The organism is Polaribacter sp. HA6-7, from assembly GCF_055693625.1.
The window spans coordinates 2596368-2612965 of record NZ_CM146338.1 but is presented as its reverse complement, the minus strand read 5'-3'; the positions used below and the strand labels follow the sequence as shown (position 1 = coordinate 2612965).

At 28.8% G+C, this 16598-nt stretch carries 13 protein-coding genes and 4 pseudogenes; 9 read left to right on the top strand and 8 right to left on the bottom strand.

The genetic code is table 11. The annotated features are described in order from the left end of the window. The first annotated feature begins 135 nt into the window (after positions 1-135). The 5 genes from ACZ1HD_RS14695 (at position 136) to porT (ending at position 5132) form a co-directional block, all read left to right on the top strand. Positions 136-1035, top strand: coding sequence for a hypothetical protein (locus ACZ1HD_RS14695; protein WP_472687885.1), 900 nt, complete (start codon positions 136-138; stop codon positions 1033-1035). Positions 1036-1229: 194 nt separating this feature from the next. After that, a complete protein-coding gene (locus ACZ1HD_RS14690) occupies positions 1230-2612 on the top strand; it encodes an OmpP1/FadL family transporter (RefSeq protein ID WP_472687884.1) in 1383 nt (460 codons plus the stop codon). 138 nt (positions 2613-2750) lie between these two features. Continuing rightward, positions 2751-3659 (top strand): NifU family protein, encoded by a 909-nt coding sequence (locus ACZ1HD_RS14685; protein WP_472687883.1) that lies wholly within the window; start codon positions 2751-2753, stop codon positions 3657-3659. A gap of 34 nt (positions 3660-3693) precedes the next feature. After that, entirely contained in the window at positions 3694-4422 is a 729-nt protein-coding gene (gene ubiE / locus ACZ1HD_RS14680) for a bifunctional demethylmenaquinone methyltransferase/2-methoxy-6-polyprenyl-1,4-benzoquinol methylase UbiE (protein WP_472687882.1), read from the top strand. Between the two features lie 2 nt (positions 4423-4424). Next, positions 4425-5132 (top strand): type IX secretion/gliding motility protein PorT/SprT, encoded by a 708-nt coding sequence (gene porT, locus ACZ1HD_RS14675; RefSeq protein ID WP_375240517.1) that lies wholly within the window; start codon positions 4425-4427, stop codon positions 5130-5132. 3 nt (positions 5133-5135) lie between these two features. Here the strand turns inward: porT and ACZ1HD_RS14670 are convergent, their stop codons facing one another. Further along, complete coding sequence (locus tag ACZ1HD_RS14670) at positions 5136-5867, bottom strand: TrmH family RNA methyltransferase (protein ID WP_472687881.1); 732 nt, start codon at positions 5865-5867, stop codon at positions 5136-5138. 27 nt (positions 5868-5894) lie between these two features. Between ACZ1HD_RS14670 and ACZ1HD_RS14665 the strand changes: the two genes are divergently transcribed. The 4 genes and pseudogenes from ACZ1HD_RS14665 (at position 5895) to accD (ending at position 10688) form a co-directional block, all read left to right on the top strand. Continuing rightward, positions 5895-7832: a BamA/TamA family outer membrane protein gene (locus ACZ1HD_RS14665; RefSeq protein ID WP_472687880.1), complete on the top strand. Its 1938-nt coding sequence runs from the start codon at positions 5895-5897 to the stop codon at positions 7830-7832. 2 nt (positions 7833-7834) lie between these two features. After that, entirely contained in the window at positions 7835-8440 is a 606-nt protein-coding gene (locus ACZ1HD_RS14660; protein WP_472687879.1) for a BamA/TamA family outer membrane protein, read from the top strand. Positions 8441-8557: 117 nt separating this feature from the next. Continuing rightward, positions 8558-9624, top strand: a pseudogene (fbaA, locus tag ACZ1HD_RS14655) (class II fructose-bisphosphate aldolase). Positions 9625-9819: 195 nt separating this feature from the next. Then, a pseudogene (accD, locus tag ACZ1HD_RS14650) lies at positions 9820-10688 on the top strand (acetyl-CoA carboxylase, carboxyltransferase subunit beta). A gap of 196 nt (positions 10689-10884) precedes the next feature. On the opposite strand, the gene ACZ1HD_RS14645 reads toward accD, so the two are convergent. The 7 genes and pseudogenes from ACZ1HD_RS14645 to ACZ1HD_RS14615 form a co-directional block, all read right to left on the bottom strand. After that, the gene (locus tag ACZ1HD_RS14645; protein WP_472687878.1) at positions 10885-11259 is read right to left on the bottom strand and encodes a hypothetical protein; all 375 of its coding nucleotides are present in this window, start codon (positions 11257-11259) and stop codon (positions 10885-10887) included. A gap of 38 nt (positions 11260-11297) precedes the next feature. Continuing rightward, the gene (locus tag ACZ1HD_RS14640; protein WP_079737379.1) at positions 11298-11861 is read right to left on the bottom strand and encodes a DUF3575 domain-containing protein; all 564 of its coding nucleotides are present in this window, start codon (positions 11859-11861) and stop codon (positions 11298-11300) included. Between the two features lie 31 nt (positions 11862-11892). Continuing rightward, positions 11893-12816, bottom strand: coding sequence for a hypothetical protein (locus tag ACZ1HD_RS14635; protein ID WP_472687877.1), 924 nt, complete (start codon positions 12814-12816; stop codon positions 11893-11895). Beyond that, on the bottom strand, positions 12759-14084 hold the full coding sequence (locus ACZ1HD_RS14630; protein WP_472687876.1) for a hypothetical protein: 1326 nt from the start codon (positions 14082-14084) through the stop codon (positions 12759-12761). Before ACZ1HD_RS14630 ends, ACZ1HD_RS14635 begins: the two co-directional genes overlap by 58 nt. Positions 14085-14134: 50 nt before the next feature. Further along, positions 14135-15235: a hypothetical protein gene (locus ACZ1HD_RS14625; RefSeq protein WP_472687875.1), complete on the bottom strand. Its 1101-nt coding sequence runs from the start codon at positions 15233-15235 to the stop codon at positions 14135-14137. An 87-nt stretch (positions 15236-15322) separates the two neighbouring features. Then, positions 15323-15816 (bottom strand): annotated as a pseudogene (locus ACZ1HD_RS14620) (methylated-DNA--[protein]-cysteine S-methyltransferase). After that, a pseudogene (locus tag ACZ1HD_RS14615) lies at positions 15816-16578 on the bottom strand (TatD family hydrolase). The pseudogenes ACZ1HD_RS14620 and ACZ1HD_RS14615 overlap by 1 nt, the downstream one beginning before the upstream one ends. Between the last annotated feature and the right edge of the window lie 20 nt (positions 16579-16598).

The following is a 16598-nucleotide window of genomic DNA, read 5'->3' as shown; positions in this document are numbered from 1 at the left end:
TAAAAGATTGTTTAATATTTTTTCTATACAAACGATACAAAATTACTACAAAAAGGTTAGAGACCAAGTAAAGTTTAGATTTTTTTGTTTAACGTACTTTTTCAACAATAATAATACCTACATAAAATACGCCTTATGAAAATACGACACATAAAAAATAATAGTAACTTAATTCTTCTTTTAATAACTACTAGTTTATTCTTAGTTTCTTGTGGTACTTACCAAAGTGCTTATAATGATGACGGAATTTACGGTAGCGATTCTAATGTTACAGAAAGTAACGTAAGAGTAGTAGATGAAGCGGGTTATAATAACTACAATAACGATTATTTTACTAGAGAATTAGAAAGGTTAGAAAATCTAAATGATACTGAAATCTTTACGGATGTTAATTCTTATAATTCACAAGATTCTATTTATTTAGAAGACAATTTAAATTACAATACCAATCCTTCTTGGGGTGCAAATGATAATAATGATGTTGTTGTTCAGGTAAATTTAATAAATGATCCTTATTGGAATAATTTTGGGCCTTATTACGGTAATTGGGGCTTTAACAACGGTTTTTATAATAATAATTGGAGATTTAGAAACAGATTATGGAATAACTATTGGGGATACAATCCTTACTGGCATCCTTATCATAATAATTTTGCTTGGGGATTTAATTATGGCTTTTATGGAAATCCTTATTATGGATTTTACAATCCTTACAGAAATAATAGATTTTACAATTATAACAACAGATATTATAGAAATTCTACATACGGTAGAAGAACAGTTTACAATAACACCAACAGAAGGTATAATGTAAATTCTAGAAACACATCAGTTTCATCTAGAAGAAGAAGCACAAGTACAAGACAAAATTCTAATACTACAAGAAGAAGATCTTCTAGTACTAGAAGTAGAACTTATGGTAACACTTCTAGAAATACGAATACTACTAGAAGAAGTTCGGTAATACCTCAAGAGGATCTAGCAGTACAAGAAGATCTGGTTCTTCTACAACAAGAAGAAATAATGCTACTATAAATAGAAGTTCTAGAACTAGTTCTAATAGGTCTAGCTCTAATAGAAGTTATTCTAGATCGTCTTCAACTTCTTCTAGAAATACATCTAGTAGAAGTTCATCAAACAGAAGTAGTAGATCTTCGGGTAGAAGTTCATCATCTTCGTCTAGAAGAAGAAATTAAGACTCTTATTCATTAACAAATACAAAATTTAAAATGAAAAAAATTATAACATTAGCGGTATTATTCGCAGTAACAATAACGTCTTATTCTCAGTCTTTAGGATATCAAGATTTAGGATTGCTTTTCTCTCAAGACGATAATAATGGTACAGCAAGATTTACTTCTATGAGTGGTGCTTTTGGTGCACTTGGCGGAGATTTATCTGTTATGAACATCAATCCCGCAGGTTTAGCGGTTTTTAATAACAGTGCTTTTGCAGCCACTTTAAATTCTAGAAATACTGATATTAACACAACGTATTATGGAAACAGTACTAATAATCAAGAACAATTTTTAAATTTATCGCAAGCCGGTGCAGTTTTAGTTTTTGACAGTGCTTATAAATCTGATTGGAGCAAATTTGCAATAGGTTTTAATTATCGAATTACAAAAGATTTTACAAATAGTTTTAGCGCTATGGGTAATAGTGGTGTTGCTACTTTTAGAGATTTTCCTTTAGATAACAATACGCCAACAATAGATTACAATATTGCAGAAGAACAGCGTTTTTTTAATGATTATAAAGGTGAGTTGAGTGAAATGAATATTGCTTTTTCATCTGTGCACAGAAACAAACTGTATGTTGGTGCAGGTTTAAATTTTTACGATTTAAATTTTAGTCAGCGTTCTACTTTGGTCGAGTTTAATAATGATGGAAACGGAAATACCTTAGATGCTAATATATATCAAGAAAACTTTACAACAGGTGCAGGTGTTTCTTTAAATTTCGGTTTTATATATAAAGCACATCAAAATTTTAGATTTGGCATGTCTTATCAAACACCAACTTGGTTTACAGAAATGTTAGAAGAAACGAATATTGTTGATAATGATGGTTATAATGGTGATACAGAAATAACAGTTAGTAATAACAATACTACTTACGATAATACTTTTGGCGGAAATTTTCCTTCTCAAAGATTAATTTATAGATTAAAGACGCCTAGTAAATTTACTACAAGTGCTGCTTTTGTCTTCGGAAAAAATGGCTTGTTGAGCATCGATTATATCAACAAGAATTACAAAGATATGCAGCTTTCTGAAGGAGATTTTTCTGATGAAAATAACTTTTTTGCCAACGAATTAAGAAATACACATGCAATTAACATTGGTTCAGAATGGCGTTTTGATAGATTTAGTGTAAGAGGAGGTTATAAATACGAGCAAAGTCCGGACAAAATGGCTTTAGATTCAGATAACTTAGAAGGTTATTCTTTTGGTGGTGGTTATAATTTTGGAAACTTTAAAATAGATTTAGCTTACAGTAATAATAACAGAACAACACCCTATAATTTTTACTCAGGTTTTAATGTAAATGCTGCTGATTTAGATATCGATAATCGATTTTTTACAGCAACAGTTTCTATAAACCTATAGTATATTTAACAACTTATTTTTAAGACTCTGTTAGATTTTATATTTTAATTATAAAATCTAACAGAGTCTTGAAGTTTTTAGCATTAGATAATCTTATTTATCTTTTTTGCCTTAATTTTGCAATTCAATTTTTAGAACATGTCAGATACTAAAATTACCATACAAGAAACTACTAATGATACAATCATTAAATATAACAGTAACACTATTTTAATAAATGGTGGTAGTTATGAGTTTAACAACATAGACGAAGCAAAAAACTCTCCGTTAGCACAACAATTATTTTATTTACCATTTGTAAAAAAGGTTTTTGTTACAGCAAATTTTATAGCAATACAACGTTTTGATATTGTACAATGGATTGATGTACAAGAAGAAGTAAAAGAGCAGATTGAAGCATATATAAATGCAGGTAATGTTGTTGTAAACGAACAAAAAACTTCTAAAAAAGAGGCTATAGAGGTATATGCAGAAGTTACGCCAAACCCAGCAGTAATGAAGTTTGGTATTAACAAAGCATTAACTCAAACAGATGTTGAGTTTAAAAATATAGACGAAGCGAATACGTCATCTCCTTTAGCGCAAGCAATTTTTAATTTTCCGTTTGTAAAAGAAGTTTTTATTTCTGATAACTATATTTCTATTACCAAATATGATATGGTAGAATGGAATGAAGTGTACGGAGAAGTAAGATCTTTCATTAGAGAATATTTAGCGGAAGGAAAAATAATAATCAAAGAATTACCAAAGCAAGAAGCATCAACTTCTGCAGATACTACAGAAACAGTTCCTGAAGTAGCCTTAGAAGGAATTTCTGCTCAAATTGTAGATATTTTAGACGAATATATTAAGCCTGCGGTTGCCGGAGACGGAGGAAATATTGCTTTTAGATCTTTTGATGAAGAGAATAAAGTTGTAAGTGTTGTTCTACAAGGTGCTTGTAGCGGTTGCCCATCATCTACAGCAACATTAAAAAACGGAATAGAAAATTTATTAAAAGAAATGCTACCAAACCAAATTAATGAAGTGGTTGCAATAAACGGATAATAATACAAAATATTTAAGCCTTAAGAAATAACGTATGTCGAAAATTATAAAACCTTATAAAGATTCTGAATTAGGAAAAAAAGAACAAGTTGCACAAATGTTCGATAATATTTCTGGTAATTACGATGGTTTAAATAGAGTTATTTCTTTAGGAATAGATGTTAAATGGCGTAAAAAAGTTGTAGAAATTGTTGGTGAAAATAATCCGAAGCAAATTTTAGATATTGCAACAGGAACTGGCGATTTAGCTTTAATGATGTCTAGTTTAAACCCTGATAGAATTGTTGGTTTAGATATTTCTGCAGGAATGTTAGAAGTTGGTAAGCAAAAAATAGCCAAAGCAAAACTTTCTGATAAAATAGAAATGATTGTAGGTGATTCTGAAGAAATGCCTTTCGAAGACAATACTTTTGATGCTATTACAGTTTCTTTTGGTGTTAGAAATTTTGCCAATTTAGATAAAGGAATTAAAGAGATTGCAAGAGTCTTAAAGCCAACAGGGGTTTTAGTAATTTTAGAAACATCTAATCCAACGAAATTCCCTTTTAAACAAGGTTATAAATTATATACAAATTTGTTTTTACCAATTGTAGGTAAACTGTTTTCTAAAGACAAAGTAGCCTATTCTTATTTGTCTGAATCTGCAAATTCTTTTCCGTTTGGTAAAGCTTTCAACAATATTTTACAAAAAAATGGGTTTACACATACAGAAGATAATCCTGTAACATTTGGTGTTGCAACAATTTACACAGCACGTAAATAATTATGAGTAAAAGAATTTTATTTTTTTGTTTTTCTATATTAGTTAGTAGTTCTTTTTTTGCACAAAGAGAACGTGTAGACTATTTACCAACTTTTGATAAAAGACCTTTGCATTATGGCTTTTACTTAGGTTTAAATCAAAATGATTTTAAACTAAACCTTAAAGAAAGTAGTATTACAGATGCAAATATTACTGTAGAATCTACTACTGGTTTTAATGTTGGTTTAATAGCAGATTTGCGTTTGCATAAAAATTTAAACCTGCGTTTAGAACCTGGTTTAATGAGTAACTCTAAAAATATAATTTTTAATCACTTAAAAGGTTCTGCAAATCCGCAAGACAGCATTAGAGAGGTAAGTTCTACATATTTACATGTGCCATTGGTATTTAAATTTAGTACGGATAGATATAAAAACTTTAGACCTTATTTACTTGCTGGTGTTTCCTATGATTATAATTTTTCTTCAAACGAAGACAATCAAGACGACAATTCTGCAGGACAATTTCGAATGAAAACAAACAATTTTATGTACGAGGTTGGTGTTGGTGTAGATTTCTATTTATACTACTTTAAATTTTCTCCATCAATTCGCGGAGTTTTTGCAATGAATAACGAGATAAAATATGATGATGACCCAAATAGTAGATGGACGGCGCCAGTTAATTTTATGGGAACTCGTGGTATCTTTATAAATTTTGCGTTCGAGTAAATCTTAACTATTTCGTTTAAATTCGCTTAACAAAATAGCTGTTGCAGTTGCAACATTTAAGCTTTCGGTTTCTTGTACTTCTCCAAATCTTGGTATAGAAATCTTATTAGATATTAATTTTTTAATTTGGTTAGAAACTCCGTTAGCTTCATTTCCCATAATTAAAATTCCTTCTGCGGGTAATTGTGTTTTATACACATTGTCACCATCCATATCAGCAATATAAGTTGGTAAATGGGTTTCGTTTAAGTAAGCTTCTAAATTAACGTAGTTAATAGCAATTCTAGTCAAAGAACCCATAGATGCTTGCACAACTTTTTGATTAAAACAATCTACGGTATCTTTAGAACAAATTAATTGTGTAACTCCGTACCAATCGCAAAGTCTTATTATTGTACCTAAATTACCAGGATCGTTAATAGCATCTAAAGCTACAATTAATCCCCAGTTGTTTATAGAATTTAGCTTGGGTATTTTAAACAATCCTAAAACTTTGTTAGGTGATTTTAAAGAACTTATTTTTTTTAAATCGGCTTCATCAATTCTAACAATTTTATCTTCTGTAAGATTAGTTTCGTAATCATTTGTGCAAAATAATGTTGCTACTTCAAAAGAAGACTTTAATAATTCATTTACCACTTTTATACCTTCTGCAATAAATAAATTATGCTTTTGTCTATACTTTTTTTGTGATAAACTAGTTATTAATTTTAACTGATTTTTTGAGATGCTCATTAATTGTATCTAATTAGAAATAAACCGTTGAAAAATACTATTTTTGATGTTAAATGTATTGCTAAAGTAATGAAAAAACTTTCTTTTTACTTTCTACTTGTTTTATTTTTGACAGCCTGTAATTCTACAAAACATGTTGCTGAAGATAAGCAGATGCTAACGCAAAATAATATTTTTGTTGACAGTGTAAAAAATAAAAGTGCAGATTTACAAAAGTACGTGCTTCAAAAACCAAATCCGCGTCTTTTAGGTTTGCCTTTTGGGCTGTACTTTCATAATATAGGAAACCATAATAAGCCCAAAACCCCAACAGAATGGGGATTGAAGCATCCGAAGAAATATAACTTTATAAAAAATATTTTTTCAGAAAAACAAAGTATTGCTTATGCAAATGCTTTTATCAGTTTAAATAATTGGTTTTTAAATTACGATGCTCCTGTAATTTTAAGTGAGAGTAAAGCGAATAGAACAGCCGATAATTTATGGGCTTTTTATAAAACCCAAGGTTATTTTGATTCTAAAATTAAGACAGTCATAGATAGAGATTCTACTGATAAAAAAGCAATAGTTAGTTATTACATAAATAAAGGAGAGCCTACATTATTAGATTCAATAAAGATTAAAATAGAATCGCCTGTATTAGATTCTATATATAAGGATTCAAAAATAAAATCTTTGTTAGTTAGTGGTAATCAATACAACGACAAAGTATTTCGAAAAGAAGCTAGTAACGTTGTAAAGCTATTTAAAAACAGCGGAATTTATTATTTTTCTGAATCTGCACTTGGTTTTTATGTAGATTCTACAAGAACAGATCACAAAACCAATGTAGAGTTTTTAATTGCTAAAGATAGGTTTAAAGAGAAAGATGGTGTTTACGAGAAGAAAGATTATAAGGTACATAAAGTTAGTAAAATTAATGTAGTTACAGATTATTCTTATACTAAGAAAGAAGAGGTTTATAAAGATTCTGTAAATTATAACGGAATTAATTTTTTAGCAATTGATAAATTAAAATACAATCCTAAATATTTATCGCAATCTATTTTCTTTAAATCAGGCGATGTTTATAAAGATACTTTAAGTAATTTAACAAGAAATCATTTAAAATCGCTTAAAAACTTTAAATCTACAAACATATCATTTAGTCCGATAGAAGGTACAGATGATGAATTAAAAATGGATATTTTTCTGTCTCCGAAAGAGAAATATACTTTAGGTTTTGAAACAGAACTAACACATTCTAATATTAGAAATATTGGTTCATCAGCAAAATTTTCTCTAACCAATAGAAATGCTTTTAAAGGTGCAGAATTATTAAAGTTTTCTTTTTTAGGTTCTTATTTTAATGCGAATAATGGTCCGGGTTGGGAGATTGGTGCAGACGCATCTTTAGAATTTCCTAGATTGGTAGCGCCTTTTGGTTTAGATAAATTGGTGCCAAAAAGAATGTCGCCAAGAACGTTGTTTTCTTTAGGATCTAGTTTTCAGAAAAACATTGGTTTAGATAGGCAAACGTTTACCATTTTATCTGATTATAAGTGGCAATATAACAGTAAAAAAACAATTCAGTTAGAGATATTTAACACACAATACATTCAAAATTTAAATGTAAATCGTTTTTTTGATATTTATGGTTCAGAATTTACAAACCTAAATAATGTAGCAGAAATTTACGACCAAGAAAATAATACATCTTTTTTTCCGTTGGCTACAGATTTAGAAAATCAAGCATCAGAATCTTTAGCTTTTATAAGAAGTGTTGCGTCTAATGCTGGTTTTAGAAACTCAAACCCAAATGATTTTAATACTGTATTAAATATTCAGAATAGGTACAATATTGTTACTTCAGATTTTTTAATTCCTACTTTGGCTTATTCATTTACATATAATAGTCAATCAGATTTTAAAGACAATAATTTTTCATTTTTTAAATTAAGAGTTTCAAATTCGGTAATATTTTAGGGTTGTTTTCTAAGGATTATAATGCAAATGGTAAAAAAACATTTTTAAAGATTCCCTTAGCACAATATTTTAAAACAGATTTAGAGTATAAGCAATTTTGGGATGTTGGTTTAAATTCTGTTTTCGGATTTAGAACATTTTTAGGCGCTATTTTAACCTACGACAATTCTGATATTCCTTTTACAAGAAGTTATTTTGCAGGTGGTTCTAATGATATTAGAGCGTGGCAAACATATGAATTAGGCCCAGGAAGCAGAAACAGTGGTTTAGAATTTAATGTTGGTAGTTTAAAATTTTTATCGAGTGCAGAATATCGATTTAATTTAATAGGAAGTTTTAAAGGAGCCTTATTTGTAGATGCTGGTAATATTTGGGATATTTCTGATGCCGAGTTTGTAGACGAAGACGCAAAATTTAATAGTTTATCATCTTTAAAAGATATTGCAATAGGTTCTGGTATGGGAGTTCGATACGATTTAAATTTTTTTGTATTAAGATTTGATGTTGGTTTTAAAACCTACGAACCTTATTTAGAAGGTGGTAAGTGGTTTAAGAATTATAATTTTGCTAGTGCAGTTTATAATATAGGTATTAATTATCCTTTTTAAAAAATCATTAAAAGTCTATAACGTTTTCGTTATTTTATGCTCCGATTAAACATAAAAGTGCCTATTTTTAGTATTTTTGAAGAAATATAAGAATCAACAAATTAAAATATCATAACTATGAGTCACAACATAAAACCTGGAGTTGCTACAGGTAAAGAAGTTCAAGAAATTTTTAAACTTGCAAAAGAAAAAGGATTTGCATTACCAGCTGTAAATGTTGTTGGTTCTAATACAATTAATGGTGTTTTAGAAACTGCAAGAGATTTAAATGCACCAGTTATTATTCAGTTTTCTAACGGAGGAGCGCAATTTCAAGCAGGAAAAGGATTATCTAATGAAGGGCAAAAAGCTGCAATTGCTGGTGGAATTGCAGGAGCAAAGCATATACACGAATTAGCTGTTGCTTATGGTGTGCCAGTTATTTTACACACAGATCACTGTGCAAAGAAATTATTACCTTGGATTGATGGATTATTAGATGCTTCTGAAAAGCATTTCGAAGAAACAGGTAAGCCTCTATATAGTTCTCATATGATAGATTTATCTGAAGAGCCATTAGAAGAAAATATCGAAATTTGTAAAACTTATTTAGCTCGTATGAGTAAAATGGGAATGACTTTAGAGATAGAGTTAGGTATTACAGGTGGTGAAGAAGATGGTGTAGATAATTCTGATGTAGATGTTTCTAAATTATATACACAACCGAAGAAGTTGCGTATGCTTATGAAGAATTATTAAAAGTATCGCCACAATTTACTATTGCAGCTGCATTTGGTAATGTACACGGTGTTTACAAGCCAGGAAACGTAAAATTAACTCCAAAAATTTTAAAGAATTCTCAAGAGTATATTTCAGAGAAGTACAATGTTGGTCATAATCATATCGATTTTGTATTTCATGGTGGTTCTGGTTCTACTTTAGAAGAAATTAGAGAATCTATTGGTTATGGTGTTATCAAAATGAATATCGATACAGATTTACAATTTGCTTTTACAGAAGGTATTAGAGATTATATGCATGGTAAAGCAGCATATGTTGCAACTCAAATTGGTAATCCAGAAGGAGATGACTTACCAAATAAAAAATACTATGATCCAAGAAAATGGTTACGTGAAGGGGAAATTACTTTTACAAACCGTTTAAAGCAAGCATTTCAAGATTTAAATAACGTAGATACATTATAGTATTTATTATTAAATTAATTAAAAAGCATTTTGAATTATTTCAAAATGCTTTTTTTTATGAAAATATCTAGCTCAAATAGAATAATCACATAAAGAAGAAACCAGAATTAGAAAAAATCTTTTACATTTGTACTTCATATTTATTTTAAAATAGAATTTTTATTTTAAGATATTAAATTAAAACAAACACATAACATGGCTTGGTTTAAAAGAACAGATAAAGGAATACAGACTTCTACAGAAGATAAAAAAGATACTCCGAAAGGTTTATGGTATAAAACACCTAGCGGAAAAATTATAGATACAGAAGAATTAAAAGAAACCTATACGTTAGTCCGGAAGATGGATATCATGTAAGAATAGGTAGTAAAGAATACTTCGAATTATTTTTTGATAATAATGAGTTTAAAGAATTAAATGAAGGTTTAACTTCTAAAGATCCTTTAAAATTTGAAGACACAAAAAAATATCCAGAAAGATTAAAAGCTGCGCAAGCAAAAACAAAATTAAACGATGCTGTAAGAACTGCCGTTGGTAAATCTTTAGGTAAAGATATAGTTATTGCTGCCATGGATTTTGCTTTTATTGGAGGTTCTATGGGATCTGTAGTAGGAGAAAAAATTGCAAGAGCTATCGATTATTCAATTAAAAACAACATTCCGTTTTTAATGGTTTCTAAGTCTGGTGGTGCTAGAATGATGGAAGCATCTTTGTCTTTAATGCAATTGGTTAAAACTTCGTCTAAGTTAGCGCAATTGGCTAAAGCAAAAATACCTTATATATCTTTATGTACAGATCCAACTACAGGTGGTACAACAGCCTCTTATGCAATGTTAGGTGATATTAATATTGCAGAACCAAATGCATTAATTGCTTTTGCAGGACCAAGAGTTGTAAGAGATACAACAGGTAAAGATTTACCAGAAGGTTTTCAAAAATCTGAATTTGTCTTAGAACACGGTTTCTTAGATGCTATTTACGAGCGTAAAGACCTTAAAAAAGAAGTGAATTTATATATAGATTTAATCCAAAACTTGCCAATTAGAAAAGAGGCAGTAGTTTAATAAGATAAAGTTATTATAAAATAAAAAAACCAGCATTTGCTGGTTTTTTTATTTTATAAAGGTTTGTTATTTATATTAGAATCTCCATCCTACATTTACACCAAGCCTAGGTACAAGAATTGGCGAATCTGTACCAAAAAGGTTTCTACCTAAACCACCATAAATATCTATAACCAAACCACCTTCAGAAGAATATTTAGTTCCTATTGCTACACCTAAAGCAGCATCTGTATATTTTAAATCGTAAACGCCGAATCTTTAACAGTTTCTGTTTTTCCGAATTTATGCCTACAAATCCTTCACCAAAAAAGTTCCATTGTGCATCTGCAGTAAAATAATGACGAAAATAAGGTGTTATCATTGTGTTTTCGTTATATCTAAAATCGATATCTTGTTTCGCTAGATTAAATAAAGCAGAAACCCCGAAAGAATTTTCTACACTTATATAATTTTCATAAGAAAATTCTAGACTTCGTATAACTAATGCATCAGCAACATCTAACTTAATTTCTTGTTGAGAAAACCCTAAAGAACTTACTAGAAGTCCTAATATTAAAACTATTTTTTTCATGTTATTAATTTTTACAAATTTACTAAAAATATGATTGCTTAAAATCTGTAGCCTAAAGAAATACCACCTCTAGTAATTAAATTATTTTCCAATCCGTTTTCATCATTGTTATTAAATAAGTTTCTTCCAACACCTAAATAAATTTCTGTAATAAAACCAGATTTAGTTATAAATTTTCCTCCTACAGATATACCTAACGCAAAATCTGTCTCTACAATTGTTTCATCATTGTTATTAAAAAAATAATAACGATCCTCATAAGTGTTTAACATACCAAAACCTTCTACAAAGAAACCTCTAGCATATCTTGTTTCAGAAAAAAACCATCTATAATAAGGGGTTAAAGAAAATTTCTTCGGAAAATATAAGTCATCAGAGATATCGTTAAAATTGTAAAATACATCGATACCAAAAGAGGAATCTTTATTTAATAGATTTTCATAACTAACATTTAAAGACGAAAAAGCAATCAAACTAAATGCATTTAATTTAAGTTCGTGTTTTTTTGCATTGTCTTGCGGATACTTGAATTTCTCTTTTTCTTGAGCTGTTAATTGAATGCTAGTGCATACTAACAATACAAATAAGATAATTTTTTTCATATAATTCTAGATTGATTTTTAGCCAAATGTATTAAAAAATTGCACGTAATTGTACACTACCTGTGTGTATCGTTTTAGAATTTTCACTTTTTCTACCTAAATAACTTAAATTTAAATTTAAAAACGAATTTAATTTTCTGTTGAAAAGAAGGTTCCAAGTATAATTTTTTCCTTCTTGCAAACCTTCTAACATTTGGTAGGCAACAGGTGTGTTCGTCTCACCTTTATAATCGTTTAGAAAGACATTTAAACCTGCGGATATCTGATTCTTTTTAGTGCCTAAATAAAAGTATTCAATTCCGAATTTATGTTGTTGTAGGCTTTCGAAATCTTCTAAGGTGTTTTCTTTGTTTTTAAAATGATAAAAGGCAGACAATCGGTTGTTTTGATTTTGTAAAAAACTTATTTTAGGTTGAAATTCATAAGTATCTATATTGTAATTTCTATTATCAAAATTTTCTGTAACTAAATTATTTGTAGATTTTTTTCCTAATAAATTAAAAACCCAAAATGTTGCAAATTTATGAGCAAAATCTACTTGATGCATCTTAATTATGTTTTCTTGCGTTCCTATAAAATACAATTGCTTATTCCTTTGATTGCCATAAGTATAACTTGTACTGTAATTTTGTAGATTTTTGTTAAAATGTAAACTGTTTCTTAAACTATAATTAAGACCAATTAAATTATTTTCATCAAAATTAAAAGGATTAAAATTAAAAGAGTTTCCATTTCTAGCTTGTTCATTTTCGATGCTTAAAAAGCTTTCATTTTTAAAATAAGAAACTAATTTTTTAAATCCTTTTTGCATTTTCCATTGATTAAAATTTAGGTTGATTGCTTGTCTAAATTTTGCTTTTTGTGTTGCAATAAAACGAATGTTCGGTTTTAAAATTCTTAAATAATTTGCTTGATCTTTAAATTCGGCAATTTCAAATTCGTCAAAATCTTGCACACCATCATTGTTGTAATCGATCCAAGTATAAAAACCAAAACCAGGCTCTGTCTTAATATAAACGTATTCTTGCCTTGCAATATTACCGAAAAGGTTTCGTAGAGAGTGCTTAAGTTAACAAAGTTTTTAAATAATTTTTGATTGAAAAGAACTCTCGAGTTTAAAGATTTTTCATCGTTGGTAAAAGCATTATTAGTAAGTCTGTAATTTGCATAAATAGCTAAATTTGTACTTTCATTTTTGATTAACTTACTGTTTATATAAAAAGACTTTCTATTATTAATTTCGGAAAAAGCGTTCGATTTAATACTATCATTATTTCTGTAATTAAAACCAAACTTCGCAAATACTTTTGTGGTGTCTCCTAAACCAAAATAGGTTTCAAACTCTTTAAATCTGTGGCTTGTATTTGCGTAGGTATTCGTTTCGGTAAGTTTTCTGTTATTAGTTTCTATATTAGTAAAAGCACCTAGCCAGCTTTTTTTAAACGAATGCTCTATAGTAGCTTTTGCCCTTAAAAATGTGTTATTTTCTAATGTAGATGTATTGTTTAGTAAACTAGCATTTACAAAAAAAGAGGTTTTTTTAAGTTTTATTTTAGATGCAAGAAGATGTTTATTACCGTTGTAAGTGTTTAAATAATTAAGATTTTTAAAACTATATAAAACGTAATCTTTATTTTTATTTTGAAGGTTTATTTCTGATTGAAAATAGTTTTTAGTTGCATTGTTTGTTAACAGATTCCAATCTCGATTAAACTCTATAGATTCCCAACGTTGTAACGTTTTAAAGTTTTGATGTGCGTATTCATGATTAAATTTACTTGTTAATTGCCAATCGCGATCTATTAAAATTTGTTCCCAACCAATTTTAGCAGCCAAACCTGTATTTTCGTCGTTATCTAAATTAGAAAATAAATTTGCATCATTATTACTGACAGCAATTTCTGAAGTTATTTTTGTTTTATTAGTAGAATCATAATCTGACTTTAAAACAAATATTTGCGATTTTGTTGGCGGAATTAATCTTGTTATTGGTGCAAAATCACCTTGATTTACGCCTACATAATTATAAATTGTACCATTAGCTGTAGTGCTTTCTATAGCATAATCTCCATTATTTGCACCAACATTGGTAAACGTAACAAAATACAATTCTTCATTTTCATCATCAGAATATTCAAAATTTTCTACAGCACCATTTATAACTTTTCTATATAGAATTTTATTTTCATCATAAGTGTCTAAATAAGCACTTTCAGCAAACATTAAATCTTCATTATTACCTGCATTTGCTAATATTTCTTTTTGATTATCTGTTAAAACTTGTTGTAAAGGTTGATTTTTAGCATCGTTTTCGCTGTAAAAAAACTATTAATTTTTAATTTTTCGGTTTTATAATCAACAGATTCATAAGTAATAAAACGGGTGTAATTTCTATCAGAATATTGAAAATCTATTGTAATCCTCATATCATTAGTAATAGGATACGTGGTGTTAAAAGTAATTTCACCTAAATTATAGTCAATTTCATAATCTTTATTTTGGCCTCTTTCAATCTTAATTCCGTTTACATAAACCCTTTCGCTACCTGCAATTATAAGAATATTCGATTCGTTATTTGCGCCAATAACCTTATAAGGACCTTGATTTCCTTCATTACCAACAATAGAAAATGTTGTAAATTTTCCTCGAACAATTGCACCGTAAGCACCAACTTTTAAATTATCAGAAACATTGGCTTCAACTTCTAAACCGTAAACTTGTTTTGTAAAAGGAGCAAAGAAACTTTGATTATTGCTTAAGGATAAATCTCCGGCTTTTACGCGCCAATCATCAGTAAACATTTCTATAAATATTCTATCAAAATCACTTATTTTTTGAGAATAACCGTTTTCTTGAATCGGAATGTTGGTATCCCAAATATTAGCTCTTAAAGTTACTCTTTCTGATAATTTACCGTAAATTTCTAAATCTAACGCAGCATTTGTAACCGTATTTTGGTTGTTACCAGATGTAATACCTCTAGATATAAAACCTTTGGTTTGCAAACCATCGAAAAGTTTAATTTCTGATGGTTTTTTATTAGTTGTTAAACTGTAAAGTTTGCCTGTATAAGTGCTGTTTGGTACAATTAAACTATCATTGTAATTTGTGTATACTTTGGTTAAAAATGTAGGATATCTAAAGTATTTAATAGTAATTTCTGAGTATTTTTTAGAGTCTAAAATTAAAAGTGCTTTGTTAAAATCAACTTTATAATGAATAGTATCAATTACCTTTAGATCTTTATTTAAAACTTTAAACTTTTGCGGGTTAATTGCAATCGAATCAAATTTTATAGAATCGTTTTTAATATTAAATTTTATAGATCTATAATTGGTAGGAATAGTTTGTGCTTGGATAAAGTACCCAATCAATAAAAAGAAAAAAAGAGATTTTTTTAAACATTTACAAACTATACGTTGTTAACGTAAAAATAAGATTTTTAATATCTTACAAAGAAATTAAAATAACGATTGCTGTTTTACTGGGTTTTCGTGTGCCAATAACCATTTTTTTCTCCAAATTCCGCCAGCGTAACCTGTTAAAGAACCATCCGAACCAATTACACGATGACAAGGAATTACAATCCATAAAGGGTTTTTACCATTTGCAGAAGCAACAGCTCTAATAGCTTTTACATCGCCTAAAAATTTACTTTGTTGTAAGTAAGTTCGGTTTTACCGTACGGAATATCTAATAAACTTTTCCATACCTTTTTCTGAAAACTGGTTCCTTTTGGGTTAACAGTTAAATTAAAACTAGCTCTTTTGCCATTAAAATACTCTTGCAGCTGTAAAACACAATCTTGTAAACATTCTGGTGTTTTTTGGTGCAGTAATTCCTGTGAAATTTCATCATCTTTTAAGACAGAAACAGATTGTATGCCGTTTGTATCTCCAATAATTTTAGCAATACCAATTGGTGTTTTATAGTATGTGGTTTCTGTTTTTAACATTAGACACCAAATATGGCTTTAGAGTTTTGAGTTGTTATTTCAGAAATTTCTTTAAATGAAACTCCATAGATATCTACTAATTTATCAATAACATTTGTAATATAAGCACTTTCGTTTCTTTTACCTCGGTAAGGAGTTGGTGCTAAATAGGGCGCATCTGTTTCTAAAACGATGTGTTGTAAATCAATTTCATTTAAAAATTTATCAATTTTACCATTTTTAAAAGTAGCAACACCGCCAATACCTAATTTCATATTGTAAGAAATTGCTTTATCTGCTTGTTCTTTTGTACCTGTAAAACAATGAAAAATCCCTCTTAAATCATCACCTTTTTCTTCCTCTAAAATTTCGAAAATTTCATCAAAAGCATCTCTACAATGAATAACAATAGGTAGTTTTTTTCTTTTGCCCACTTAATTTGAGTTCTAAAAGCTTCTTGTTGTTGTTTTAAAAAGCTTTTATCCCAATACAAATCGATACCAATTTCTCCTATTGCGTAGAAATCTTTTTTATCAATCCATTCTTTAACATGTTGCAATTCTTCTAAATAATTTTCTTTTACAGAAGTAGGATGAAGGCCCATCATTAAGTAAACATCTAAAGGATATTCTTCTTCTAACTTTAACATACTTTCTGTATAACTAGAATCTATTGCAGGTATAAAAACCTCGAAACGCCCACATCTTTTGCGCGTTGAATCATTTCTTTTTGATCTTCGTTAAACTGACTAGAATATAAATGCGTGTGCGTATCTGTAATCATTATTATTTCTGATAATTTTT

Excerpts from the sequence above, each read along its gene's own strand:
- ACZ1HD_RS14670 (WP_472687881.1), bottom strand. The coding sequence starts at position 5,867 with ATGAGCATCTCAAAAAATCAGTTAAAATTAATAACTAGTTTATCACAA.
- ACZ1HD_RS14645 (WP_472687878.1), bottom strand. The coding sequence starts at position 11,259 with ATGAAAAAAATAGTTTTAATATTAGGACTTCTAGTAAGTTCTTTAGGG.
- ACZ1HD_RS14695 (WP_472687885.1), top strand. The coding sequence starts at position 136 with ATGAAAATACGACACATAAAAAATAATAGTAACTTAATTCTTCTTTTA.
- ACZ1HD_RS14685 (WP_472687883.1), top strand. The coding sequence starts at position 2,751 with ATGTCAGATACTAAAATTACCATACAAGAAACTACTAATGATACAATC.
- ACZ1HD_RS14630 (WP_472687876.1), bottom strand. The coding sequence starts at position 14,084 with ATGTTTGCTGAAAGTGCTTATTTAGACACTTATGATGAAAATAAAATT.
- ACZ1HD_RS14690 (WP_472687884.1), top strand. The coding sequence starts at position 1,230 with ATGAAAAAAATTATAACATTAGCGGTATTATTCGCAGTAACAATAACG.
- ubiE (WP_472687882.1), top strand. The coding sequence starts at position 3,694 with ATGTCGAAAATTATAAAACCTTATAAAGATTCTGAATTAGGAAAAAAA.
- porT (WP_375240517.1), top strand. The coding sequence starts at position 4,425 with ATGAGTAAAAGAATTTTATTTTTTTGTTTTTCTATATTAGTTAGTAGT.
- ACZ1HD_RS14640 (WP_079737379.1), bottom strand. The coding sequence starts at position 11,861 with ATGAAAAAAATTATCTTATTTGTATTGTTAGTATGCACTAGCATTCAA.